The 25,117-nt window shown below is 48.6% G+C and carries 20 protein-coding genes and 5 pseudogenes; 11 read left to right on the forward strand and 14 right to left on the reverse strand.

What is annotated here, in order from left to right; genetic code table 11:
• On the reverse strand, nucleotides 1-2,827 hold a 2,827-nt coding region (locus J1784_RS01240; protein ID WP_217147715.1), incomplete at its 3' end, for an Ig-like domain-containing protein.
• A 692-nt stretch (nucleotides 2,828-3,519) separates the two neighbouring features.
• Here J1784_RS01240 and J1784_RS01245 point away from each other — a divergent pair.
• The 3 genes and pseudogenes from J1784_RS01245 to J1784_RS26355 form a co-directional block, all read left to right on the forward strand.
• Nucleotides 3,520-3,764 (forward strand): annotated as a pseudogene (locus J1784_RS01245) (transposase); the annotation flags it as partial.
• A 412-nt stretch (nucleotides 3,765-4,176) separates the two neighbouring features.
• Nucleotides 4,177-4,488 (forward strand): annotated as a pseudogene (locus J1784_RS01250) (transposase); the annotation flags it as partial.
• Nucleotides 4,489-4,685: 197 nt separating this feature from the next.
• Nucleotides 4,686-4,949: a MarR family winged helix-turn-helix transcriptional regulator gene (locus J1784_RS26355; protein WP_338019889.1), complete on the forward strand. Its 264-nt coding sequence runs from the start codon at nucleotides 4,686-4,688 to the stop codon at nucleotides 4,947-4,949.
• Between the two features lie 326 nt (nucleotides 4,950-5,275).
• On the opposite strand, the gene J1784_RS01260 is transcribed toward J1784_RS26355, so the two are convergent.
• The 3 genes from J1784_RS01260 to J1784_RS01270 all read right to left on the reverse strand — a co-directional run bounded on the left by J1784_RS01260 (nucleotide 5,276) and on the right by J1784_RS01270 (nucleotide 9,387).
• A complete protein-coding gene (locus tag J1784_RS01260; protein ID WP_217147716.1) occupies nucleotides 5,276-6,550 on the reverse strand; it encodes an anaerobic sulfatase maturase in 1,275 nt (424 codons plus the stop codon).
• Nucleotides 6,551-6,595: 45 nt separating this feature from the next.
• Nucleotides 6,596-7,630 (reverse strand): HAD family hydrolase, encoded by a 1,035-nt coding sequence (locus J1784_RS01265; protein ID WP_217147717.1) that lies wholly within the window; start codon nucleotides 7,628-7,630, stop codon nucleotides 6,596-6,598.
• Nucleotides 7,631-7,692: 62 nt separating this feature from the next.
• Nucleotides 7,693-9,387: an arylsulfatase gene (locus J1784_RS01270; RefSeq protein ID WP_217147718.1), complete on the reverse strand. Its 1,695-nt coding sequence runs from the start codon at nucleotides 9,385-9,387 to the stop codon at nucleotides 7,693-7,695.
• 869 nt (nucleotides 9,388-10,256) lie between these two features.
• Here J1784_RS01270 and J1784_RS01275 point away from each other — a divergent pair.
• From J1784_RS01275 to J1784_RS01300, 6 genes and pseudogenes are all read left to right on the forward strand, one after another.
• The gene (locus J1784_RS01275) at nucleotides 10,257-11,564 is read left to right on the forward strand and encodes a lactonase family protein (RefSeq protein ID WP_217147719.1); all 1,308 of its coding nucleotides are present in this window, start codon (nucleotides 10,257-10,259) and stop codon (nucleotides 11,562-11,564) included.
• A 307-nt stretch (nucleotides 11,565-11,871) separates the two neighbouring features.
• Nucleotides 11,872-12,333, forward strand: a complete 462-nt coding sequence (locus J1784_RS01280; RefSeq protein ID WP_217147720.1) for a (2Fe-2S)-binding protein — start codon at nucleotides 11,872-11,874, stop codon at nucleotides 12,331-12,333.
• Nucleotides 12,326-14,590 carry a xanthine dehydrogenase family protein molybdopterin-binding subunit gene (locus tag J1784_RS01285; RefSeq protein WP_217147721.1) on the forward strand — a complete coding sequence of 755 codons (2,265 nt, stop codon included), beginning with the start codon at nucleotides 12,326-12,328 and terminating at the stop codon, nucleotides 14,588-14,590. Before J1784_RS01280 ends, J1784_RS01285 begins: the two co-directional genes overlap by 8 nt.
• Before the next feature lie 26 nt (nucleotides 14,591-14,616).
• Nucleotides 14,617-15,966 carry a c-type cytochrome gene (locus tag J1784_RS01290; RefSeq protein ID WP_217147722.1) on the forward strand — a complete coding sequence of 450 codons (1,350 nt, stop codon included), beginning with the start codon at nucleotides 14,617-14,619 and terminating at the stop codon, nucleotides 15,964-15,966.
• Nucleotides 15,962-16,361, forward strand: a pseudogene (locus J1784_RS01295) (transposase); the annotation flags it as partial. The gene J1784_RS01290 and the pseudogene J1784_RS01295, both read left to right, overlap by 5 nt.
• A 275-nt stretch (nucleotides 16,362-16,636) precedes the next feature.
• A pseudogene (locus J1784_RS01300) lies at nucleotides 16,637-16,759 on the forward strand (transposase); the annotation flags it as partial.
• 20 nt (nucleotides 16,760-16,779) lie between these two features.
• Here the strand turns inward: J1784_RS01300 and J1784_RS01305 are convergent.
• From J1784_RS01305 to J1784_RS01330, 6 genes are all read right to left on the reverse strand, one after another.
• A complete protein-coding gene (locus J1784_RS01305; RefSeq protein WP_217147723.1) occupies nucleotides 16,780-17,364 on the reverse strand; it encodes a HupE/UreJ family protein in 585 nt (194 codons plus the stop codon).
• Nucleotides 17,361-18,197 (reverse strand): DUF4198 domain-containing protein, encoded by an 837-nt coding sequence (locus tag J1784_RS01310; protein ID WP_217147724.1) that lies wholly within the window; start codon nucleotides 18,195-18,197, stop codon nucleotides 17,361-17,363. Before J1784_RS01310 ends, J1784_RS01305 begins: the two co-directional genes overlap by 4 nt.
• A 71-nt stretch (nucleotides 18,198-18,268) precedes the next feature.
• Nucleotides 18,269-19,330 carry a DUF4331 family protein gene (locus J1784_RS01315; RefSeq protein WP_217147725.1) on the reverse strand — a complete coding sequence of 354 codons (1,062 nt, stop codon included), beginning with the start codon at nucleotides 19,328-19,330 and terminating at the stop codon, nucleotides 18,269-18,271.
• 132 nt (nucleotides 19,331-19,462) lie between these two features.
• Nucleotides 19,463-19,729 carry a YdgH/BhsA/McbA family protein gene (locus J1784_RS01320; protein ID WP_217147726.1) on the reverse strand — a complete coding sequence of 89 codons (267 nt, stop codon included), beginning with the start codon at nucleotides 19,727-19,729 and terminating at the stop codon, nucleotides 19,463-19,465.
• A gap of 716 nt (nucleotides 19,730-20,445) precedes the next feature.
• Entirely contained in the window at nucleotides 20,446-20,847 is a 402-nt protein-coding gene (locus J1784_RS01325; RefSeq protein ID WP_217147727.1) for a DUF302 domain-containing protein, read from the reverse strand.
• A gap of 35 nt (nucleotides 20,848-20,882) precedes the next feature.
• Nucleotides 20,883-21,758: a hypothetical protein gene (locus J1784_RS01330; protein ID WP_217147728.1), complete on the reverse strand. Its 876-nt coding sequence runs from the start codon at nucleotides 21,756-21,758 to the stop codon at nucleotides 20,883-20,885.
• Between the two features lie 602 nt (nucleotides 21,759-22,360).
• On the opposite strand from J1784_RS01330, the gene J1784_RS01335 reads away from it, so the two are divergent.
• Nucleotides 22,361-22,528: a DUF4223 family protein gene (locus J1784_RS01335; RefSeq protein ID WP_217147729.1), complete on the forward strand. Its 168-nt coding sequence runs from the start codon at nucleotides 22,361-22,363 to the stop codon at nucleotides 22,526-22,528.
• Nucleotides 22,529-22,534: 6 nt separating this feature from the next.
• Nucleotides 22,535-22,813 carry a PerC family transcriptional regulator gene (locus J1784_RS26700; protein ID WP_217147730.1) on the forward strand — a complete coding sequence of 93 codons (279 nt, stop codon included), beginning with the start codon at nucleotides 22,535-22,537 and terminating at the stop codon, nucleotides 22,811-22,813.
• Between the two features lie 87 nt (nucleotides 22,814-22,900).
• Here the strand turns inward: J1784_RS26700 and J1784_RS01345 are convergent, their stop codons facing one another.
• The 4 genes and pseudogenes from J1784_RS01345 to J1784_RS01360 all read right to left on the reverse strand — a co-directional run.
• Nucleotides 22,901-23,452 carry a TetR/AcrR family transcriptional regulator gene (locus tag J1784_RS01345; RefSeq protein ID WP_217147731.1) on the reverse strand — a complete coding sequence of 184 codons (552 nt, stop codon included), beginning with the start codon at nucleotides 23,450-23,452 and terminating at the stop codon, nucleotides 22,901-22,903.
• A 96-nt stretch (nucleotides 23,453-23,548) separates the two neighbouring features.
• The gene (locus J1784_RS01350) at nucleotides 23,549-23,818 is read right to left on the reverse strand and encodes a YdgH/BhsA/McbA-like domain containing protein (RefSeq protein WP_217147732.1); all 270 of its coding nucleotides are present in this window, start codon (nucleotides 23,816-23,818) and stop codon (nucleotides 23,549-23,551) included.
• A gap of 142 nt (nucleotides 23,819-23,960) precedes the next feature.
• Nucleotides 23,961-24,383 carry a YdgH/BhsA/McbA family protein gene (locus J1784_RS01355; protein ID WP_217147733.1) on the reverse strand — a complete coding sequence of 141 codons (423 nt, stop codon included), beginning with the start codon at nucleotides 24,381-24,383 and terminating at the stop codon, nucleotides 23,961-23,963.
• Between the two features lie 130 nt (nucleotides 24,384-24,513).
• Nucleotides 24,514-25,001 (reverse strand): annotated as a pseudogene (locus tag J1784_RS01360) (IS3 family transposase); the annotation flags it as partial.
• Nucleotides 25,002-25,117 lie beyond the last annotated feature (116 nt).

The following is a 25,117-nucleotide window of genomic DNA, read 5'->3' on the forward strand; positions in this document are numbered from 1 at the left end:
AGTTGACCACATAGCTGTCACTGGCGGCACTTGTGTTACCCGCCGCATCGGTGGCCGTGGCCGTGATGATGCGGTTGCCGAACGTTGGCTGGAACGGCGCCGTCATCTGGAATACCCAGTGACCGGACGCATCTGCCACAACGGAGCCATCAATGTAGACAGTCCCTTTCCCTTCAATCACATGGCTGATAAGCACAATGCTGTCGTGCTCTGCTGTACCAGTGATTTTCAGCAGTTTGTCATCGGTTTTGCCGCCATTAGCAACAGAACCCTGATTTACACCCTGGTCGTCATACACAGCGTTGATAACCGGCGCAACAGGCGGGGTGGTGTCATGATGAGTCACTGCCACTATATCGTGAAGATCCGGGACATCAGGGCCGGCCAGCATGGCACTTTGCAGAGAGGAAACATGAGATTGGTTACCCCAGTCGATTTCCTTCACTACTACAATATAACCCGCGTGGATTAACACATAAGAAATATTTTCGCCTGCCGGCGCCGTATAACTGTAGTCGGATGTAGGAACCGGCGTAGTAGGACTTGTGGCACCTGTGGCACGGAGATGCTGGACTTCAAGCAATCTCCCCTCACTATCATAGTACTCAATTTTAGCACCAGTGCCGATTGTGCCAGCAGAGAGGTGGACATGATTTGTGACGCCGCCAAAATCGAGGCGGGCCACGTTGCCAATGCCAACGTCAAAGTGGTGTTCTTCAAATCGGGTAGGGGCTGAGGTATTTTTCGTTGCGCCCTCAGCGGTGATTTTTAGTCCGGAACTCAGATGAACAATCTCATTAGTACCAAATATATCATTGCCTACTGTATCGAAATCTTCGCTCCCGGATGCAGCCGCGGTGAGCACATTCGCCACAAAATCATCAGAATGCACGCTGACGTTACCGGCGGCATCTGTCGCGGTCACTGTGAAGTCATGCTTTCCGTCTGCACGTACAGGCGTGGTGTAGCTCCAGGTGCCATCACTGTGTGCAATAGTTGAGCCCAGCAGAGTGCTGCCTTCATACACTTTTACAACTGCGTTGGCTTCAGCGTGACCCTGAAGGGTTGGTGTGTCGTCATTCGTGGTGGAACCATTACTGATGGAATGACCTGCATTGTCCAAGAAAGAGTCGATGGTTGGCTGAGCGGGGGCCGTGTTGTCAAACGTCACAACAAAGTCCGGACTCGTGGCCGCGTTGCCGGTATTGTCCAGCGTCGTTACCCAGAAACGGCTGACCCCTTCCTGCAGCGTCTGGCCGCCGGTCATCTGGTATTCCCAGTGTCCTTTCGAGTCGGCCACCACTGAACCTAGGGCATACTCCCTGTTAGTGAACGGATCATACTGATGAATGGTCACCGTGCTGCCTGCTTCAGCCGAACCGGCAATGTGCGGCTGACGGTCATCAGTCGTGCCGCCGTTTTTGATATCGCCGGTCTGCGGGCCCACATTATCGGTGACGTGTTCGATAAGTGCCGGGGTGCTGTCCGGGATATCAATTGTGATAACAAAGTTACCGGAATGCCCGCTGACGTTACCCGCCGCATCGGTCACCGTGGCCGTGAAGGTATGCTCGCCGTCCGAACGCTCAGGCGTGGTATAACTCCAGCTGCCGTCCGCTTTTGTAACAACCGAGCCCAGCAACGTGCTGCCTTCGTAAATACGTACGATGCTGTTAGCTTGAGCATGTCCTTTCAGCTCAGGGGTAGTATCATCGGTGGTAGTGCCCGATTTAAAGTCACCTTGATAATCACCGACATTATCGTGGTAGCCAGTGATGGTCGGCGCATCCGGGGTAGTCGTATCATCTTGGTTCGCTGGCACAAATTTCACCTGGAATGTGGCCGTTTCACTGTGGTTTCCTGCAGCATCAACAGAGTAGGCGCTGTAGCTGAAGGTACCGTAGTTGCCTTCGCCATATCCTTGCGGCAGCGCCCACTTACCGTCGCTGCCGGCTGTGACTGTGAAGCTGTAGTGTTCGCCATATACCCCTGTCGAACTGATATACACGATGCTGCCCGGCTCTGCCGTCCCAATGAGCACCGGACGTGTGTCATCGGTGATACCACCATCAGTGACCAGCCCCGTCACCGTACCCGCATTGTCCTGTAGGCCTGTGATGGCCATTTCAGTATGAGTGTCAATCGTGATCACAAAACTGCCGGATTTGTCACTGATGTTACCTGCCGCATCGGTCGCCGTAGCCGTGAAGGTATGCTCGCCGTCCGAACGCTCAGGCGTGGTATAACTCCAGCTGCCATCCGCTTTTGTAACAACCGAGCCCAGCAACGTGCTGCCTTCGTAAATACGTACGATGCTGTTGGCTTGAGCATGTCCTTTCAGCTCAGGGGTAGCATCATCGGTGGTGGTGCCCGATTTAAAGTCACCTTGATAATCACCGACATTATCCTGGTAGTCAGTGATGGTCGGCGCAGTCAGTGTTATGTCCTGATTCAGTTCGGTAGTAGTGATAGTGAAGGTGTTAGATGGCAGCAGTTCAGTGGTGCCTGAGTCTAACAGGAACACCTGAAAGTTATAGGTTTTGCCCACCTCGAGTGGTGTGACCGGTTTGAAGTTCCAGTACCCACCCTCGCCGATATCTGCATAACCAAGTACTATCCCATTAGCGTAAACCCGTAGTACCTGGCCGTCCCCCATAGGCAGGCGACCACTGAGAGTGGGTTGCAGGTCATCGGTGTAGCCGTCATTAAGGATCGGGCCGGTAGAGTTGCCAACAGCGTCGGTGATAGCGTCAATGTGTGCGAGTGTGTCGTAGTCAATGGCCGCTTCCACGGAGGCATTCAGGTCATTATTTTTTGTGTCAGACATGATGTCTGGACTCCTCGTTATTGATTATTAAAAACAGTCAGTCGAAAAATATAATAGGCTTCGATGACTTTGCCGTGTGCGCAGCAAGGTGCTGCCGGAAGTGAGAGTAATAACGAAGGTCATAATAGGGAATGGCCATGCTCAAAATAATGTATTTTAAAAGTCAGAACAGGTATAAAACCAAAAAGTAAAACACCTACAAACCATCTACTTTGTGTAGGTTTAAATTTATATCACCGCCACCATGATTTATAAAATTCCTTTTATTAATCATGGTTATATTATTACTGTAATTCTTTTTTATAAAAAACAATAAAATGTTCAGCATTAGTGAATCATAAGAATAATTAAGAACGAAAAAAACCTTAAGAAGCAGTCTGCAAGATGTTCTGAATATCAAAAAACTATTATTTGAAAGCGCTATTCCACAGCTTAATTACGCAAAGACATGAGTTTGTAATTTAAGAAAAACCTCTTATTACGCCTGATAAGACTGGATAAAATTACTGCTACCCATATTTTGGGCAATGTTCGCTTTTGGCTGTGAGTTCAACCGATGGTGCAACACATTTATTGAACCGCTCTGCGGGTGGTTCATAGTCTAGCGTTTTTCTCGGCCTTTCATTTAGCTGCCTGAATCGCACGGGTTTAACAGACACCTCAGAGTCATTTAAGATGACTCTGAGGTGCCCATGAGCGGTAAACGTTATCCCGAAGATTTCAAAGTTAAAGCGGTCAAACAGGTTGTTGATCGCGGCCATTCCATCGCTAGCGTCGCCACCCGTTTTGATATCACCACGTACAGCCTCTATGCCTGGGAAAAAAGTATGGCCCTGATTCATCAGCCACTAAAACGCAGTCCAATGCCCAGTCTGAGATCTGGCGACTTCAGAAAGAACTGAAGCGGATTACTGACGAGAGAAACATACTAAAAAAAGATTCATCGCGGATAAGCGTGAACCAATAGAAAACGGAGGTAAAAGTGGTTAGTTTTGAATTCGCCAAAACACTCATCAGCCACTTAGCCGCCGTCTGCCATGAATGCTAATCTTTCTTCCCTCTTCTGGGAAGGCTTCACTGTTGATTCCTTTACACATCCTGCACCTGATACTCTGCTTAGCTGCGTGACAACAGCAAGGCGCGGAAGATCATCAAACGCAACCGCTGGTTGTTACTGCGTAATCCGGAGAATCTGCCGATCGGACATGAAGTGAAACTGGCCGAGTAGCTGGAGGCGAACCAGCCGTAAATACGGTTTACGTGATGAAAACGGCGCAGAAAGAACTCTGGTATGCCCCGGATAAGGCAGTTGCGCAGCGTGTCCACTATTCGCGGGTAGGATCAAGATCAAAGTTCCAGAACTTGGCTCACTGTCACGACGAGAAATTAGCGCCCTTATTGGGGGGACTCCAGTAAACAGGGATTCCGGTACGATGCGCGGTCGCCGAACAGTATCCGGAGGGCGAGCTTCAGTTCGTACAGCTCTCTATATGTCAGCCCTGGTTGGGACGAGGCACAACCCGATAATTAAAGAGTTCTATACACGCCTGGTTGCCGCAGGAAAACCCAAAAAAGTTGCACTGACGGCCTGCATCAGAAAATTACTGACCATCCTGAACGCAATGCTGAAAAAGAATGAAGATCACCAGCATGCATCGTAAACGGGCGCTAAAGACAGTTGCTATGCTCAAAATATAGGCCAGATTTGTCTACGGGCTCGGGGGCACTCCACAACGGCTCGAAAGTGTCTAGATTATCCGTGGCGATTCAGTTAAATAAGCCTTTCCTGGATCCGCTGGGCCTTTCCTTTCTCCAGTATCTGGTCATACTGGAGTTGTTTAACTGAACCCCACATACTGTGGGTGATATCGGGAATAAGCTCGGCACGGATATCGGCACCATTACGCCCGTCCTCAAACGGTTTGAGGCTGCCGGCCGCATATTCCGCACGCGGGATCACGTAGACGGAAGGCGGGTTCTCATTACCTTTACGGATGATGGGCTCGTGTTGCAAAGCGAGCTGTGGCGCGCAACCGAAAGAATCAAATCAGCCTGTCAGTTATCAGATGAAAAGCTCGAGGAGTTACGAGATACCTTATTCAGGAAGAGTGTAAGAAAATAAGCAAAAAGATATACTCACAGTACGATCATTCCGTATCCCCTTTCTGTCAGACGTTTCCGCTTACTAGAACGAACCTACTTGTAAATCTCAAATATCTAAATGTAGGATAATTTCCGAATTCCAAGCGGACACCGGTTACTCCGCAACGGCTAAGCCGGTTTCCGCGCATCGATGCCGGTGGTGGGGTTTTCTCTGTCTTATACAAAGACTGAGAATTTAGAGAAGGGGGAAGCAGTGTTTTACAAAGAGGTTTATGACTTGATTACCATTTTCAAAACCTTATTACAAGAGGAGCATCAATTGTTAAGCCCTATCAGCATCAACCATCATTCTTTTAGATCCGCCAGTATTTTGGCGATATTGTTTAACGCAGGCGTTGCCGAGGCAAAGAAAGCTTTGATCCCCGGACATAAGTAATTCAGCCCAAGCTCGCCGTCAGGCGCACGGACGACACGGTTTTTCGGGCATTCCCCCCAGCATAAATTCAGATAAGGACACTCTTTGCAGTATTTGGGCAAAGTGTCGCGTTTGCCCATCCCAAACTGTTTTTGCCGCTCAGAAAAAACGAGATGCGCCAGTTTATGTGTGGCGACATTGCCTAACCGATATTCAGGATACACGTAATGGTCGCAGGAAAACACGTCGCCATTTTTCTCGATAGCTAGCCCTTTGCCGCAAAATTCAGCGGTAATACAAAGTTGGGAAGGTAATCCCATGGTCTGCACCACGGCGGTTTCGAACAGGTTAACCTGCACCCGCCCCAGATCCTTCGTGACCCATTCCTGAAATGTTGCGATCAGAAACTTGCCCCAGTCATCAGGATCCACCGACCAGTCGGTGACAATTGAATCCAGATCGCCGGGTCTGGCGCGACGCGAACCGGTGACCGGAATGCTGTCGTCCTGCCAGAACTGCGGCGCGGTTTGTTTAAAATCGACCGGCTCCACGCAGGGGTTAAACTGAATATAGGTAGCGCCGAGCTCCTGCGTCAGAAAGCGGTAAACTTCCAGCGGAAAACGGGCATTGGTGCGGTTCACCACCACCAGCGCATTGAACGGTACACCGTGACGCTTTAAGGCATCGACGCCCTTCATCACGCGGTCAAACGTCGGTTTCCCGCTGCGCGTGACACGGTAACGGTCATGCAGTTCGCGCGGGCCGTCTATGGAAACGCCCACCAGAAAATTGTGCTTTTTGAGAAACTTCGCCCAATGATCGTTAATCAGCACAGCATTGGTTTGAAGATCGTTCTCAATGCGCTGGTTGCGTGGCTGATATTTTTTCTGAAAAGCGACCACCTTTTCGAAAAACTCCAGCCCCATCAGCGTCGGTTCGCCGCCCTGCCAGGAGAAAATGATCTCCTCACCATCCTGACTGGCAATGTACTGACGGATAAAATTCTCCAGCACTTCATCCGTCATTCCTGCATCGCGATGCTGATGCAGCAACTCCTCTTTATGCAGATAAAAGCAGTAACTACAGTCCAGATTGCACGTTGACCCGGAAGGTTTCGCCATCACGTGATAGCGACGTTTAAAATTCACCGACATCTTTTCAAAGTTCAGAAGCGGAGTAAGCGGGATCGTCGTGCTGTGTTTCATCGCGTTTCTCACTTGCATATTATAGGACGTTAAAAGGCCAATGCGTTATTTCGCCTGAGGCTCAGGGAATACGGTTTTCCAGTCTGATTTCATGCTGACAACCGGCCAGCCTTTTTTCGTCGCTTCGTCCAGCCCTTTGTCCAGCTTACCGAAACTGGATTTCCGGTCGTAGGCGTACTCGCGGCCGGCGTCATCGTGATGCAGATATAGCACCAGATTCGGAACGGTTCCGGAGGACACATATTGCAGCATCGGCAAATCACCGTCGGAGTTACCAAACGCCAGCAACGGCATGCGGCCTATATAACGGTTGATCGCCACCGGCTTGCTGTCGCCGTCATCAATAAAGTTGATCACGCCCTGTTTAATCAGCTGTGCGTGGCCATTTTTATCGATTTCAAATTTGACTTTATCAGTGGAGCCGATCACCTGTTCAGGCGGAATTCCATAGGTTTTTTCCGCCCAAGGACGCATAAAATCAGTGCCGCCGCCGGATACGATGTAGGTTTTAAAGCCATTAGCGCGCAGATAGCTTAGCAGCTCAAGCATCGGCTGATACACCAGTTCGGTATAAGGCCGCCGGAAGCGGGGATCGCGAGCTGTATCTAGCCACTTCGTGACGTTTTGTTTAAATTCATCGGTGGTCAGCCCGGCATCGGCGGCATGCTCAATCTCCATCAGCCCTACGTTGCCGGTGGCAGCCACGGCGCGCATATCGTTTTCCAGAATGCCCTTGAAAGGCTGTCGGGTTTTCCATTCCGGATGTTGCGGTGCCAGTGTTTTGATTCGGTCGATGAGATACACCAGCTGGACGTACGCCGGTTGCTCTGTCCACAACGTGCCGTCGTTATCGAACACCGCAATGCGCTCTTCCGGTTTGACGTACTCCGCGCCGCCTTCGTCAGTCACTTTCTGCACGAAATCGATAATTTTGGATTTGGTGGCGGAGTCGTTCCAGGAAGGCAGTACAGTGGCGGGATAGGTAGCCGCCGCAGCGGTCTGACAGGCGAGAAAAATAAATAAAACGCAGGCGGCGATTAACCGCTGTGATCCACCGGAAAAGCGGACAAAATGAGTCATTTTAAAACCTTCGTCATCTGATAAAACAGGCCCGGTCTGAACCGGGCCTTTCATTCAGGTCATCAGTTACCGGTTGGCATAGGTATCTGGAAACCCTGTTTATCCAGCTGTTCGCGAACATTCTGGAATCGCTCGTACTGAGTGAGCGTGACCGGCCCGGAATAGCCTTCGCCTTGCAATTTACGCGGCGGATATTTGATGTAGGTTTTCATCAGTTCGCCGATCGCCTGATTGAACGTCACCAATGTCCAGGTGTGCTCAGTGTAGTTATTCATGAAGATGTCATAACGTTCCTGAGGATCCTGCCAGAGGTCAAAGATCTGCGGCACGGTCGCCACATACGATGACGCACCTTTCCAGCCGAGGTTGCTGTCAACGGCCAGCCCGCCGGTGGATGCGCCGTTATCTCCACGCAGGTTAAACACCGCTTTGTAATGTCCGACTCGTGCGGCTCCCGGCGTCAGTTCGTCTTCGGTGAAGTAGAACCAGGAAGTGCGCGGATCCGGGCCGGTACCGAACAGCACCGGAGAAATGTCGTAACTGTCGAAGATGATTGGCTTACCGGCGCGGTCATTTTTGGGCAACTCTTTGATGCCCGCGACGGACGCGAAGGTCGCCATCAGATCCAGACCGCCGACGATATCGTGGTTTTTCACATCGGCTTTAATTTTACCCGGCATCCAGGCGATGGCTGGCACGCGGCTGCCGCCTTCACGGTCGGTCCCTTTGGTGCCACGGAACGGCGTATAACCGGCATCCGGATAAACGTCCTGCCACGCGCCGTTGTCGGTGGTAAACACCACAAGCGTATTTTTATCCAGACCCAGCGAACGGATTTTGTCCATGATCCGCCCGACGCGGGCGTCCATTTCCACCATTGAGTCGGCGTATTTGGTTTTGGACATCGATTTGCCGATGTAATCAGGATCCGGCATGTTCGGCTGATGGTTCTTCATAAAGTTGATGCTCATGAAGAACGGTTTGGTGTCTTTGGCGTGAGAGTCGAGATATTCCAGCGAGGCTTTTTCGACATAACGGTCGAAGAACGGGATCCCAACCACGCCCTCTTTGCCGTCGACTTCTGGCGTATTGACGTACTGGCCGTTGATTTTGAAATCTTCATGCGGCGCTTCACCCGCTTTGCCGGACAATGCCCCGCGCGTCACGCGCTTGAACATTTCACGCAGTTTCGGATCCATATCCGGGAACCAGGTCGGGTCAGCGTAGGTGTAAGCATTGAGGTGATAGAGGCCGACGTAGCGCATCTCGTCGTAGCCCTGTGCGTTAGGCAACGCATAATCGGATTCGCCAAGGTGCCATTTGCCGGTGAAGAAAGTGTCATATCCGCCAGTTTTCAGCACTGACGCCAGCGTCCATTCTTCTTTCGGAAGGCCGCCGCCCTGTCCCTGGAAAGCGACGGTGGTCATACCGCTGCGGTTTGGAATACGTCCGGTCTGCATGGCCGCGCGCCCCGGCGTACTGCTTGGCTGACCGTAAAAGCTGAAGAAGGTCATACCTTCCTGTGCCATTTTATCGAGATTAGGTGTCGGCATTCCGCGGCCTTCGCCACCGCCATAGGCGCCTAAATCCCCGTAACCCGTGTCATCTGCCACAATCAGAATAATGTTGGGTTTATTGCCGTTATTTTGATTGTTAGGTGTATTTTGTGCCGGTTCTTCTGCGTTTGCATAAACGGAGGGGAATAACGCACCGGCTGCAAGAGCAAGAACACCGACGCCTTTATAGGACCTTTTCATCATTGATATCCTTCATCAATTCGTTGATTAATAAACGCTTATTCTTCAAAACAGACAGGCCAGGATAATGAACCCTTGGCCGGGTTCATACCGTCAGATCGTTTAAACAGGATTTTTTGGTAATAAAAGTGCGCTGACAAATTTTCAGCTGGAAAAAAATGAACCCAGCATTTTCATTGAGATGAAGCTTGGGTAAAGGTTAGACGCTAAGTGAAATTTTCGCTAGCACTTGGACATGAATTTTCTGTTTTGTAGATCCTCATTTGCAAATAACTGAATCTTTATCTAAGAGTTAGAAGAGCATAACAGCACTCATTCCCCGATACACATCCGAGTGATGTGACCGACAAAAAATGTACACAGTTTTAGATTTTTTTCAGAGCAATCGCTATGATTCATTGGGTGGTTAAGCCACCGTTATATTGGTGGGAGCTGAGCTGGCTGTAATAACAAATCGGCTTTGTTGAGTAAATTAAACTTTTGGCGAATGATTCATCGTATGATGTTTTTAAATAAATACTGTGACCGGCTTCAATTTATTGCTAATAGTTAATTTTTCTCTGGGTTATTCAGTAATCTCTACTATCTTACTGCTTGTTCTAAAATTATAAATAAACTTTTCAATATAATTGACTTGTATATATTGGTGGTGCGCTCTATTCTGCCGCATAGTACAAATAATGAGCGTTGCGTGAAATGCATAAAAATGCCATTTAAGAGAGAATAAAAATAAAGGAATTATCATTATTCTCAGTGCATCTAACTAGGTAGATGTTTTTAACGCAGCGTAACTTATCATATCCTGTGCATAATTCAGCTAACGAAGTGTATTAATAGTTGTTTTTTCACCATTCTCACGGAGCGTTTTTATGATGAAGTATATATTAAGCGCAGTGTTTCTTCCTGTCTCCTTTTTCGTTGCTGCTAAAGATATTACCGGTGGTGTATATGTCGCGACGAACAATGCAGAGGAAAATTCAGTTATCGGATACACTCAGTATTCTGATGGGACTCTGGATAAAATTGGCGAGTTTAAAACGGAGGGAAAGGGAACTGGTTTGGTCGAACTGTTTGGTTTGCCTTACGATCCTAAATCAGGCCATACATTTAAAGATGGAATTGATCCTTTAGCTGCAGCCTATGGTTTATGGCGCTCGGCTGATAACAAAAATGTTTTGGTTGTGAATGCCGGAGATGGCACTGTTACCTCGTTACGAGTTCAGGACGACCTCTCGCTTAAAGTCGTCAATAAAGTTGCTGCCGGTGATGTCAAACCTAATGGTATCGCCTCATTTAAAAATTATGTGTACGTCGTCAGTATGGGTGAAAACGCAGAAGACCCAGCCGAAGGAAATATAAAAGGCTACACCATTGACGATAATGGTTTATTAAAAGCGCTGCCAAATTCTGTGCGTACGCTATCAGGCCGTCCGGCAAGCATTGAAGTTACCCCTGATGGGAAATTCCTGATTGTCGTTGAAATTACTACAGGCCTGGTCAGATCCTATGCGATTGGTGACGATGGCGAATTATCTGCAAAACCGGTATCAATGATTTACTCACCGCAGGCAAATAAAAATCGTTTCTTTGCTTTGCCGATTGGCACAAAAATCGTCAAGGGTGAAAATGGGAATGCCACTCTGTTGGTAACGGAAACGCGATTTATTGACAGCGGGCGTAATTTTTATAATTCAACGGCTGAGCAAAAAAAGAAATACCCTTTCTTACAACGTTTCCAGGGACAGACTGGCTCAGTTACCTCGTATAACATCGACACCCAGGGCAAGCTGACAATGATCTCCCCTGATGTCCTGGCGGGGAAAAGTATCTGGGGTGGAGAGCAAACTGTCTGTTGGATCACCGCATCCGAGGACGGTAAATATGCCTGGTCTACCAACCCGTTAACCTCAAGTATCTCTACCTACAGTATCAATAGCGACGGCAGCATTAAGCTTAAAAAAGAAATCGCTTATCAGGATGCCAAATATGACGAGTATTTCCTCGATATCGATCTAAGTGCAGATGGTAATTATGTTAATACTATCAGCGGCAACACAGGGAAAACATTCGTATTTAAAATCGATAAGCAAAGTGGTGATTTGACCAAGATTGGGGAGTACCCAGGCAGTGCATTGATACACTCTTATGGACTTGTGACTATTCCTTATAAACAATAATATTTAAAATTCTTTATTTTTCATTTTAATGGCCATTGACAAATGGATGGCCATTCATAAGCAGTTTCATTTAAGTTTTAAAAGTTACTACGATAACGAGTAATTTTAATGTTTTTATCATCAATGCATTTGCAATCGCGTAGCTTAAATATTATGAATGAAGCATGTTTGTACTCAATATCCCAACATCGACCATTGAATACAAAGTTCATCTCTCTTGGCCCACTTAGTTTTGTTGCTACATCCTAAAATAGGAAAAGGGAAGTTTAACTATATAAGCATAATTTAATCCGCATGCTGGAGAAGTATGAACATTCAAATTAATGAAGAAACCTACCATGTAGACGCTGAAGGGGATACGCCGTTGCTATGGGTTATCCGCGACAATCTGGGCATGACGGGAACCAAATATGGCTGTGGTCTGGCGCAATGCGGTGCATGTTCCGTCATGATTGACGGTCAGATCGTCCGTTCCTGTGTGACTCCCTTGGAAGCTGCCGCTGGCAAAAAGATAATGACAATTGAAGCCATTGAAGCGGACGACGTCGGTAAACAGCTCGTGGAAGCTTGGGTCAGACATCAGGTTCCACAGTGCGGGTACTGCCAGTCAGGACAGGTCATGGCTGCTACTGCATTGCTGAAACAGACGCCTAATCCCTCTGAAGAAGAAATACAGGCGGCCATGATCAATCTTTGCCGCTGTGGTACCTACAACGCCATCAGCGCAGCGATTCATGAAGTGGCGGGCGTGGACGTAAAAAATGACTGATTATCCTCGACGACAGAATGGCAAAAAAGAAAAATTCCCTACACAAGAAGAGCCCGTCAATATCTCTCGTCGACGCCTGCTGTTGGCTACAGCCGGTGTGACAGCTGGCGCGCTCGTGCTGGGCTTTGGCTTTCCAGTCAAACAGGCTCACGCAAAGGTCAGCCCGGCAACCTTAGCACCCGGCACGCGAGTACCGGCGTTTCTTGAGATCCGTACGGATAATGTTATTCGCTTCCAGTGCCCATTTGCTGAAGGCGGCCAGGGGATCTTTACCGCCATGGCGCAAATTGTTGGTGAGGAGCTCGATGCGGATCCATCGACCTTCCTTGTGGAGAATGCCCCCGCTGGCGCTGACTACTTGATTATGGAAGGCGGTATCAGAAGCACCGGCGGCAGCGAGTCGGTACGTTCCAGCTACTTCTCCATGCGTCGCCTTGGCGCACTGGCGCGCCAAATGCTATTGCAGGCTGCGGCAGAAGTTTTGCAAGTGCCTGTTGCGTCGCTGAAAACAGAGCCAGGAAAGGTTATCCATGAGGCCAGCGGCCGGTCCCTGCCATACGGGGGGCTTGCCGCGCGTGCGCTTGATATGCCCGTACCGGACGTTGCGTCTGTAAAACTGAAACATCCCTCAGATTTCCGCTGGATAGGTAAACCTGTTAAACGGCTCGATGTTTATGAAAAATCAACTGGCAAGGCTGTATACACCATCGACTGCAGCGTTGAGGACATGCTGCACGCCGCCGTCCAGCATGCGCCGAGATTGGGTCTGAAAGTGGGCACCATTCTTAATGTGACCCAGGTGCAATCGATGAAAGGCATACATTCCGTTCATAAACTGCCCGGAGCCGTTGCCGTTGTCGCCGAGCGTTGGTGGAATGCGAAACAAGCCGCTGAAGCCCTGCAGATTGACTGGCTGGAGCCTGACGAAACAGAAAAATTCCGTTATATGCCCGCTGATTTCTCTTCCGCAGCGTTCGCCGAAGAGCTGGCAAACGCCCAGGGCGAGGGGGGGGACGTAGAGGTAAGAGGAGATTTCGCCCAGTCTATGCAGGAAGCGAAAACCACCCTGACGGCACAGTATCACAGCCAGCATTTGAACCATGCCCAGCTGGAGCCACCTACGGCACTGGCGCGGTTTAACGATGACGGTACGCTGGAACTTTGGATCCCAAACCAGGAACCGGAACTATTCCAGGCCGATGTGGCCGCTCTAACTGGCCTGGATATCTCAAAGGTCTTCATTCATTCGCCTCTGATGGGCGGGTTCTTTGGGCGACACTTTAACTATGATCGCTCTGCAATGGCTTACCCTCAGGCTATCCAGCTGGCGCGGGCGGTGGGGCGTCCAGTCAAACTGATCTGGAGCAGAGAAGAAGAGTTTTTGCGCGATACACATCGTCCGATGGCGGCAGTGCGGTTCAGCGCAGGGCTAGACGCTGAGGGATATCCCATCGCTATTCAGGCTATCAGCACCTGTGAAGGCGCGGCTGAAGGGATCGCGGGTAAAAAAGACGACCAGATCGATGAAACCTCGGTCGAAGGCCTGTCGGGTAAAGCTTACGCCATCCCCAATGTGCGTATTGCCCAACTTTATAAAAAGGGGCCGGTCATGGTCGGGTACTGGCGTTCCGTCGGCAACTCAATGAATGATTTTTTGTATGAATCGTTCCTTGATGAAATTGCCGATAAGGGTGGCAAAGATCCGTTTGATCTGCGCATGCGGTTACTGAAAGGTAATTCGCGGCTGACAACCTTATTGCGTGCAGTCGAAGAGCTATCCGGTGGCTGGAAAGCTGGCCCGTATACCGCCGCAGACGGATCGCGTCGTGCGCGTGGGGTCGCCATGGCATCACCTTTTGGCACGCAGGCGGCGGCCATCGCAGAGGTGTCTATTGAAGACGGGCAGGTCAGGGTGCACCAGATCTGGGAAGCGATCGATCCAGGTAATATTGTCAATCCTGCCATCATTGAAGCCCAGGTGAACAGCGCTGTGGCGCTTGGACTTTCTCAGGTTCTGATTGAAGAAAGCCTTTATGAGAAAGGCAAACCTGTTGCCCGTAATTACGATTTGTATCCAATCCTTCCGCCGTCACGCATGGCGCGTGTACATGTTCGCATCGTTGAGAGTGGAGCAAAGATGGGCGGTATAGGTGAACCTCCGCTGCCTGCTATCCCTCCAGCTGTTGCTAACGCGGTCGCAAGGCTGACCGGTAAACGCGTTCGCAGCATGCCGCTGTCGCGATATGATTTCACCTGAGGCGACGGATTTAAGGGAATATTACAATGACAATGAGAAAATTCGCTGCCGTTGTCCTGCTCATAATGCTGTTAGCTGCCGCGGTAATGTGGTTTGTACTGCGTTCGCCTCAGTCTGCGTTTGAACAGCGATTCTCCGGGGATACGGCCTCAGCAGAGCTGATCGGCAGAGGTGAATACGCAGCGCGGGTCAGTGACTGTGTGGCCTGCCACAGTACGCAAGAGCGCGCCCCGTTCGCGGGTGGACTTAAGTTTACCACGCCGGTTGGGGGTATTTATGCAACCAATATCACCCCCGATAAAGAGACGGGTATCGGAAATTACACGCTGGCCGATTTTGACAAAGCCGTTCGACACGGTGTTGCAAAAGACGGCCATCGGCTTTATCCGGCTATGCCATATCCGTCCTATATCAAGCTTAATGATGATGATGTCCGGGCGCTGTATTCTTACTTCATGCATAGTGTCAAACCGGTTAAACAGCCCAACCGGGAAAGCGAAATCCCTTGGCCGCTGAATCTGCGCTGGCCAATGGCATTTTGGAACCTGTTCTTTGTAGATCCTGCGCCGAGTACAGCCAGGCCTGGGAAGAATGACGCCTGGAGCCGAGGCGCATACATTGTTGAAGGCCCGGGCCACTGCGGCAGCTGTCACACCCCAAGAGGACTTGCGTTTAATGAGAAGGGGCTTAGCGCCGACAGTAAGTATTACCTGGCTGGCGCACTGCTTGATGGCTGGTATGCACAGAGCCTGAGGGGGGATGCCAATACTGGGTTAGGGCGCTGGAGCGAGGAGGATATTTATAGCTTCCTGAAAACGGGCCGCAATCAGCACAGCGTTGTCTTTGGCTCTATGACCGAAGTGTTCAATAACTCGACTCAATACATGAGTGATGAGGATCTGCGTGCCATTGCACTCTATCTGAAATCGCTGCCTCCGGGCGTTAACAGTACCGATGATACCTGGAAGTATGACAGTTTAACGGCCAGCAAGCTTACGATTTCGGAGAGGTCAAAGCACCCAGGTGCACAAACATTCATTGCGCGCTGTAGCAGTTGTCATGGTGTTGATGGACGTGGACAGGCACCGTGGATACCGCCGCTTGCAGGCGCGACATCAATGCTGGTGAATGAGTCCTCAGCCATTAACATTACTCTTAACGGTTCCGATCGCATAGTGGCCGGCGGCAAACCAGATGCTTATCGCATGCCTCCTTTCCGCAAACAGTTGTCTGATAAAGAGATGACCGATGTACTTAACTTTGTTCGCTCTTCCTGGGGCAACACAGGCGAAAAAGTGAAGCAGGAGAGCGTCACTGAACTTCGCGAGCGTACTGATCCGGCAAGCAGTAACGTCATCATTCTGCAAATGCGATGAGCAGGCACCTGAACGAATTAAACGTAATGCTATTGGATACGAAAGCGCTTCGCAGTTGCTGATCACTCTCGGAGAAAAAACCCAACGATTAAGATCAGAATCAGGTTTTGCGGCACCTGTGTGGTGTCAGCCCTGTTCCTGTCTCTTCAGGAAACACGAACCGTTACCGACTTAACCGGGGCGGAAATCGTGCTGCGAATAGTGCAATTCACATAATAGCCATCGGACGTTTACGAAATGACGCTAAAACAAAGGAATATGTCGCCAGGCGAGTATCAGAGGGACATACAAAAATGGAAGCAATACGCTGTCTGAAGCGATATACCTCACGCGAAGTTTATACATTACTGCGAAATCAAAACAGGCAGATCAACAGCACCCCGTTAACGGCTTGACTCTTAGAAGGGCGTCCAGGGTAGCCAGTACGGTAGTGATGACTGGCAGCGGTTCTGCCGGGGCAATAATCTGACCCCGAGCATGAGTCGCCGTGGCAACTGTTGGGATACTCAGTTTACTATACTCCTGACTACCGGATCGGACTGACCCGTGCAGGGATTGGCTGAACTGTCCTGTAATTTTAGGTGTTGATACACATCTGGATATTCACATTGGTGCGGTTCTCAGCTACGACGGAAAGTTGCTCGGAACGAAAGTCTTACAGACTAACCAATTACACAAACCCGCATGGAAGAAGGACGCGCTTTGGCCACCGTCATATTTTGCGGGTAGTGTTGGTGATGGGCCCCTTGAAGTGATTAAGAAATACATTGAGGATCAGAACCGCCCTCATTAGCTTCCTTGCGGGCGCAAAAGCTAAATAACGGTATAAACCAGGTAGAGCCCACAAAGAGTACTCATAGCACCGATCGAGCGCAGGAGCTTATCACCGCTGGCGGTTTTCAACAGATAATGTGCGCTGACAGCGCCAACGACATGCAACATTGCGGTCGTGGCTAAAAAACCAAGGGTATACGTGGCTTTATTTTGCATTAATGGCATCTCATAGCCATGTGCGTACCCATGGAATATACCGAAAAGCGCGGTTGCAGCGGCCGCCAGATAAACCGGCAGGATTTTCTTCGCGCTAATGGCCAGACCCAACAACACCACTGAAAGCGAAACCCCGACTTCCGTGCCCGGTATTTCAATGTGTTCAAAGCCAATTAAACCACCGGTAAACATAAAGCAAACGAACGCGGAAGGGACTATCCAGATGGCTTTTCCACCGATTTGGCTGCTCCACGCCCCGACAGATAGCATGGCCAGCAAATGATCCATGCCCGACAGCGGATGCATCCAGCCCGACGCCTCAGCGGAGCTATGCGCATGCGCAGTATTCATCATCAGCAATGGGGCCAACATGAGAATAAAATTAATCAGTGTTTTATTTATTGTCATCCTGCATTTCCTTCTGCAACAGGAATGGTTAATGAAGCCCAGATACTTTTCCAGTCAGCGCCATCGACCGGGGAAACATCCATATCCACGGAGCTAAATAACCACTCCCCCTTCATCGGCAGATTAAAACTGACGAGACCGTTCTTATCCGTGATAGCCCGCAGGATAGTCGGTGGGGTGGTATTCAGTTCGGCTTTAACCTGCAAACGGGCCAATGGCCGGGAGTTGGCGAATAATCTGACAACAAAAGGCTTACCTGGTGTGTACTTAATCGGATCAGTAAGCGGTACCAGTTCATGCTCCAGACCAAGAACGTTATCGTAGCCCTTGCTTTGGTTATCAACGAGAATAACGGACTTGGCACAGCGATAAAATAATTCAACACCGGGCTGGTCGGACTCACCATTTTCCGCGCGAGCTTTTACTATTTTATTCAGACCTTCTTCCTTCAGATAATCTTCAAACTCATCCGCAGGCAGTGTGATTTTTGCGCCGTTAGTCGTAAGTGAGGTGATTGTCGCGCCGGGAACACGAGTTTTCAGGTGTCCGATGACCAGCGCGCCATCGTGCCCTTCCACGTTCTGCTGTCCCAACGCATCCTGTGCATCAAAGGTGGCGATAAGGCCCGGCAGCCGCGGGGTCTGCTTACCGGGCACTCCCGGTCCGATGCGTAATTCAAAAATAACCTTATCCCCGTTTTTGGACATTGCATCATGGGGCAGGATCCAGAAATCATGGGCAAATGCATTGGTACCACACAGGGCAAGAGTGGCTAGAAAAAGGCCAGATACCTTGATCAATTTACGGGGAACCGGGAAGGTATATCCTCTCATTACTAAATCCTTTATCTCATATCGAAAAAAATCAGCCATATTTTCATATGGCTGATGGAAACCCATTCTGGTTATTTGAGCGAGGCAGGGATCAGATAAGGGAAATCCTGCGTATACAATTTCTGGTCAGTAATATGCTGGTCAGTAGGCTGGCCTAACAGCAATGTCAGCATTTCACTCATGGCATCGTCACTCAGGCTGCGGCCATTAATCGACGCTGCTGAGAATTTAGCCGGCGTACCGACGTTATAAGTGATGACATCTGGCACAAGCATACTGGCAACTTTGTCACCATAAACCTGAGGCTCTTTCTGGGAGTGCGCAAAGGTACTGGCACGAGCAGTACGGGCAGAGACAAAGTTTTTCATGTCCTGAGAGTTATCAGGGCGGCTCATATTGTGCTCGGTTTTAAGCGCTTCGTTTTCGAAAAGCATGGAATGAGAAAACAGTGGAATGGCAGAATACTGAACCTGTTTCCAGTTGGAATCCTTCTGTACGGCAGTCGTCATAAAGACTTCGATCTTTTTCCCTAACAACGTGTTCGGCACATCCAGAACTATTGCGCCGCATTTGCGGCCAGTGAAAATATTTTTTCCTTTCACTGATGTCCAGATGCCAGGATCATACGTACCCTCTGACAGCTGCTGACGAAGGATGTGCAGGCCCGGAGAATTGCCAAAGAACGGGTCTTTTACTACCCCTGCCCACAGATGGATACCCTCTGACAGTTCAGCTTTTTTATTCAGCTCCCCTTTGCCGATTTCCTTACCTTTTGTACCCACCGGCGCGTTAGGCGAATTCATGTCGTAAACCGTATAGTTTCCTTTCTCATCAAACATGACTGAGAAGGTATGGCCCGTCTTGAACTTAGAGTCATCGGCAATATGAATGTTATAAAGCGCGCCTGGTTTGAAAACGCCACCCGCAGCATCATTGGGTGAAGGATTGATATCCATGATAAAGGAGGTGGCATCAGCACGTGAAGACTGGAAAACATAGTTATCGAGTTGGTTAATGCTCGGATCCTGAAGTGCAGCAGCGGATTCAAAGTGGTGACTGGCAGTAGCGCCGGCAGAACACGCGAGCGAAGTAGCCAGTAAAATCAATTTAACGTTATGTTTGCGAAAAGACATATTTATTCCTTAAAGAAAATGCCTGAGACATCTCTGTTTTTTGAGTGGTGGGCTTATAACCAAGTACGTTGAACCTCTTTCGATATGAATTCTTCAGCATTGAACAGCGAAAGACATTATTAATCGAATAACTTATTTATATATATCAGCTGTTGCACGCACATCAGCACCCATACCATCCGTGCCAGCTGAGGTGATGCGATAATAAGCTGCACCTTTTTCATCGGCCTTTTTGGATAACTGAGAAAGCGCTTCATCGAGTGTTCCATCTCTGACATCTACAGAGATTTCACCAATTTTTTCTTTCATATTGGCCATCTCAGAGCCACGGATCTCTTTTGAGGCAAATGAGCTGAAACTTAATGTCAGAAGGATAAGTGTACACATTGAATTTTTCATGGCAGATCAATCCTTTTAGTAAACCTGAAATGAATAACATTCTGATTTAAGAACTATATCAGATTAACTTAATGCATATCGACGTTTCAACTTCTGGAGTATCAATTTGTTGTGATTCATTTTAATTCCCACCTGTAAAAAAGTTTATTCTATTGAAATGCAAGTGTTAACAGTTTAACTGTTTGCACTTCTACGCCCCCTGTTTATTTATCTCTGACCCATAAGGTTTATTTAATAAATTTGAATAGTGAATTCCAATATTTTAATAGTAGGCGGATGTCGCATTTCAATATGTTTGTTCATGCAGATTTTGTTCTCAATAATCAACATTAAATTTATTGGAGGAGGAATATTGAATTGGGGGGAATAATTAGGGCAGCCCTTATGCCAGCCGGGAGTCACATTTTTTGCATATCTGATACATTAGTTCCCACTACTTTTTGGTGGACACCACTTTGTCGGATGCATCAGATTATCACCAGAAGGCCCGCGCTGTACGCTTACCAATAACATGACATATGTAACAGTTCTAGCATCCTCACCAACGACCTGACCCTTGCCGGGTACGGACAGCCACGATGGCAAATTTTCGCGGGTCTGAGCCTCCAATTTTTCTATTAATTCCATCTTTTGTGTTCTTAGGACAGAGAATCCCATCCCCATTCAGCCCTGTGCAGTATTCGGCAGATCAGACATACATCTGACCTGCCGGAGCATCAACTGACCGCGAAATCAAGCCAGCCAGGTAACAGACCGTAGATAGTATCTATTGCTCCCTGACCGCCGTTGAGTTGGTAAAAATTATTCATATGGTCGATATCAGTACACCGGATCCAGACCTCCCCATTTTTTGCCTTCCAGATAAAGGCCTTAATTGGCAGTTCGAAACCGACGTCAATATTACTTGTCAGTAGGCTTCCGACCAACTTCGTGTTCTGGAACATCAGGCATACAGCATCATCAATGCTCTTACTGGATAATGCAGCAACTTTTTGTTGATCAACATCAGCCACAATCATCACTTCCGGGAACTCTGCTAATTTGGAGAGCAGGCGATCCGCGGTTTCTCTGACGGAATAAGAACTTTTTCTTACCCAGCGCCGATTAACATTTTGCATAGATTCTTCCTTTATTGTTACTTTTCGTGCGCTCATTAAATCGCATCAGTATCTTTTGGATCCCATATCTCGAAGACCAGATAGCTCGCCGCCGCCGTGGCTGAATTATTTTTAATGCTCACATTTCCGGCATTGACCAGGTCAGCTGTACCCAGTTTACCGACCGGTGAAGCATCTTTATTTCCGCTCTGCTCAACGTCAAGCGCACCATCGAGCACTAAAAGATAGGTTGGGCGATTGCTGAAATCCTGTTCCGGTAACGCGGTTCCTGCAGACAATATTACTTTTCTTACCCGCATCACACGATCTGTAAGCTTATCGCTCTTGTCCGAAAACTGAATGTCGTTGATGTTATGGCTGTACACCGGGTTACTTTTCTCAAGACCTCCTTTTTTAGGGGCATCAACATAAAACTTGTCATGCTCCGCCTTAAGTTTATTCAGCAGCGGTGTATTTTGTGGATACGTCACGTCATTGCATGGGGAGCCATCATCCAAGAGGTCAAAAGTCGTCATGGTCAGCATGCCAGTTTTAGAGCCATTTCGCGCATAATGCACATTTGCATACTCTTTGTACGAATCACCCACATGCAGCGTCACTGGCTGATGCTGATAAGGATGAACAATCGACGTTCCCCGTGTCACGCCCAACATAGCAGGCCGGTTTTCGTGGCTGTGAAGGTCAATATGGGAGCCCGGTTGTACATCAACAGTCCGAAAACGCAGCACCCGACATGTTAAGGGTTTATTTCCTTCGGGGAGATGAATGTCTGAAATTTTGAGGGAGTTGAGTACTTTTGACTTCACGCCATAAGGGAGTTTAACCAGCGCAGTCATTGTTTCCGCTTGGCAGATATTCACCGCGAGGGAAGATGTAATAATAAAAGCCAGTGCAGCAATTTTCGTTCTCATCTGTTCTCCTTAATTTTGCGTCTTATAAAATGATTGAAGCTCGCAATAAAGCGTTCGTATCAGGGTAACAACGAAAAAACAGTAACTTGCAATCCTGCTTAAGTCTGAAACTCATCTTGAAGAATGGTGGTGTGTGGGCTTTCGTATGATAAATAAAAAATGGAGTTTTGAAAGGGTTAATGATCATTTTTTGTCTTAAATAAATTCTACAGCTCGTTTTTTGTGATAAACACGGGCGGTTGCCTGTACACTGAGGTGTAATGGTTTGTTATCTCTCTCTTGGGTGCTCAATATTTAAATATTTACTTTTTAATATTGAGCGAAATGCATAATTTTTCTAATAGCATCCACTACACTGTTCTAAAAAAGCAGGGGGGTAATTACAACCATTCAATGGCGTTAGGCTCATTTATATGATGTTGACACCACACGTCCCTGACGTGGTGTTTTTTTCATAACCTATCTTTTAATTTTCTAACAATACTCTTTGATTTATTTTTTTCAGTCTAAGGTTGTGTTCGGTAAAGGTTTGGTTAATATTACAGTGCGCTGTATTACCCCCTCATTATAATTTGAAGGTTTGTTTAATTTTTTGGTTCCACATGAAACCTTTACTTAAGTTTGTCGTTCTGGGTGCCGTATTAACGACGCTTTTTGGTTGTACTGGTAGCATCTATAACAAGCAGAAGAATTGCAGCTATGACTACCTGCTTACACCAGCAGTATCTATCTCGAAAATGATTGGCGGTTGTGGCTCGGTCGAAAAATAAAAGCGAGTGAATTCCTTTTTAACCCATCGTAAAGCCGACTCCGCTTCGGTTTTTTTGTATCCAAAATTCCCAAATCTGCATTTCCCCTGGAGCGAACTGGCAGTGATCATCGATGAAATGGCGGAAAGCCTGGAAAGAGCTGGAATGTATAGACGCGCCGCTGCGCGCTGGTTAAAAGTGTTCAACTCACGTTTGTCGGCCAAGGAAGGAGAATGGGTGAGGAAACGCCGAAATACATGCCTGAAAAAAGCCATGAAACCCAGACCTTCAATCATGGAACTTTGACTTGAAATCACGTTTCGCAGAAACAACAAACCACCAGAAGGTGGTCTGTTTGTTGGTTCGATTAGCGGTTTTGCAAGCATCACCTGGTTAAGAAAACAGCTGTTGCACGACTACCTTCATTCGTTCGCAAGCGTTGTGAGGCGGAACACGGTTCAGCATCAATGCTCCTTTGACGGCACAGTTGACTATGATCGCCAGGTCTTCGGGATCTGCACTAAATTCCAGCTCACCGGTTTCCCGTCCGCTTCGCAGAACATCAGCGACGATCCTCAAATCCGTTTGCGCAAGTTTACTCACCGCATCTTGCAGGGAAGGCTCAAACAAATTGCTGTCAGACAGCATGGCGTGAACGCCACACATTTGCCCTTTTTGGGCGCAGTACGCGAAGGCTTCAATATATGCGCCAAGACGGGCTTTCCCGGCAGGAACCCCCAACAGCTTCTCTTCCATCTGGAGAAGCCGGGTTTCCTTACGTTCACAGTAAGCAATGCCCAGATCGGTTTTCGTTGGAAAATGGTAGTGGATACTGGCCTTTCGTATTCCGAGTCCATTAGCCAAATCGGCATAACTGAAGCCCTGGTAGCCACTTTCCTGGATCATGGTGTCAGCCATATCAAGAAGGCTGTCGTACGTGGACATAACTTTTCTCCGGACTCAGGTGACCCTTGGGTTTTCTCAAACACTGGCACGTCTGGTGACCAGAGGGCCACGGGACGTGAAGTATAGGATATCAGATTATTCGCGGTACAGAATGGCCGTACCAGACAGTTTGTTGTTCCCGGTAACGCTGACGATCCGGTAATGGCTGGCTCCGGCTCCGCTGGCTTTCATCGAGAGAGAGGCATTTAATTCGTCGAGGGTAGTAAAGCCTCCGGAAGAAATGACGCCCGTTTCATTCAGGCCGGAGGCATCCATCTGGTTCACTTCCATGACAGGCCCGGCAAAAGCCAGAGCAGAAGTCGTGAGCATGGCAGCAGCAACAATAATTAGTGTGATATTTTTCATCGGTTTTAATCCCTTGCACGGGTAATTAGAATATTTTTGTTAAGGAAGTTCCAGACGTTACGCCTGACGCACCTGTTTGTTTAATTAGCGTACCTTCAACCTTTCCAGCGGTCGGATACAGCCCCGCTGGGAAGATATATTCTCAACGGTACAGTGTTGCTGTACCGGAATAGGGGGTCATGTTGCTGACGCTGGTGATACGGTAGCCGGATGCTCCCTGATGTTCTGCTTTTGCCATCAGCGCCTTACCCAGGTCGTCAGGAGTGGCTGCACCACTGGCTGAAATCGCCCCGAACCTCACAGACTCTGCTGCCTGTTTTCGGTTGAGTTCCTGGGCCATTGACGGGATGAGCACGGCGGTGACATTTTCGCTTTCACTCAGACTGGCCTGACCATTGAAGTCACGGGTTTCGTTCAGGTTGCCTGATACGAATGTCGTCCCCGCTGCGTCTCGGCTGATGTGTACGACTCCTGACTGCGAATCCTGGATTTCTTCATGTTGAGGCTGTGCTGCGAACGCGAATGCCGGGAAAACAAGAACTGCTGCCATGATTAATTTTTTCATCGTATAACCCTCGTTTGTCATGAATATGTTGTTGTCGTGTTGTTGAAATCAAGACTACCTACCAGTAGGTAGGTAAGCAAGGATCTTTTTTAGAACGGTTAAAAAATGTGATTTATATCACATGAAGTGGTCAACAAAAACTGGCCACAGTTTTAGAGTTTTCCAGAACAATCGCTCTGATTCATTGGGTGTTAAGCCACCGTTATATTGGTGGGGTCTGGGCTGGCTGTAATAACCAATGATGTAATTCGTTATTGATCTATTTGCTTCGCTAAAATTAGCGTATCCACAGTTCGGGACCCATTCTGATTTCAGGCTGCGAAAAAATCGTTCCATTGGGCTGTTGTCCCAGCAGTTCCCTCGTCGACTCATGCTTTGCTTTATACGATAACGCCACAATAACCGTCTGAATTCCCTGCTGGTATAGTGACTTCCCTGGTCAGAATGATACATAACGTCAGCCGGTTTTCCCCTGGTTTCCCAGGCCATCGTTAATGCTTTTCCTGTCAGAACTGAGTCCGGAGAAAACGACATCGCCCAGCCTATTGGCTTGCGAGAAAATAAATCCAGAACAACCGCCAGATAAGCCCAGCGTTTGCCCGTCCAGAGTAGAGTAAGAGGCAGGGCGTAGTCGGACTATTTCCCTGCCTCTCCTCCCCGAACCGGACGTGCACCTTTCAGCGCATCCGGCTCTCCATCTAAACGCTGGCGAACGCCATTGCCACTTCGGTGTA

The organism is Rahnella ecdela (assembly GCF_019049625.1).
In the GTDB taxonomy this organism is placed as follows: Bacteria; Pseudomonadota; Gammaproteobacteria; order Enterobacterales; family Enterobacteriaceae; genus Rahnella; species Rahnella ecdela.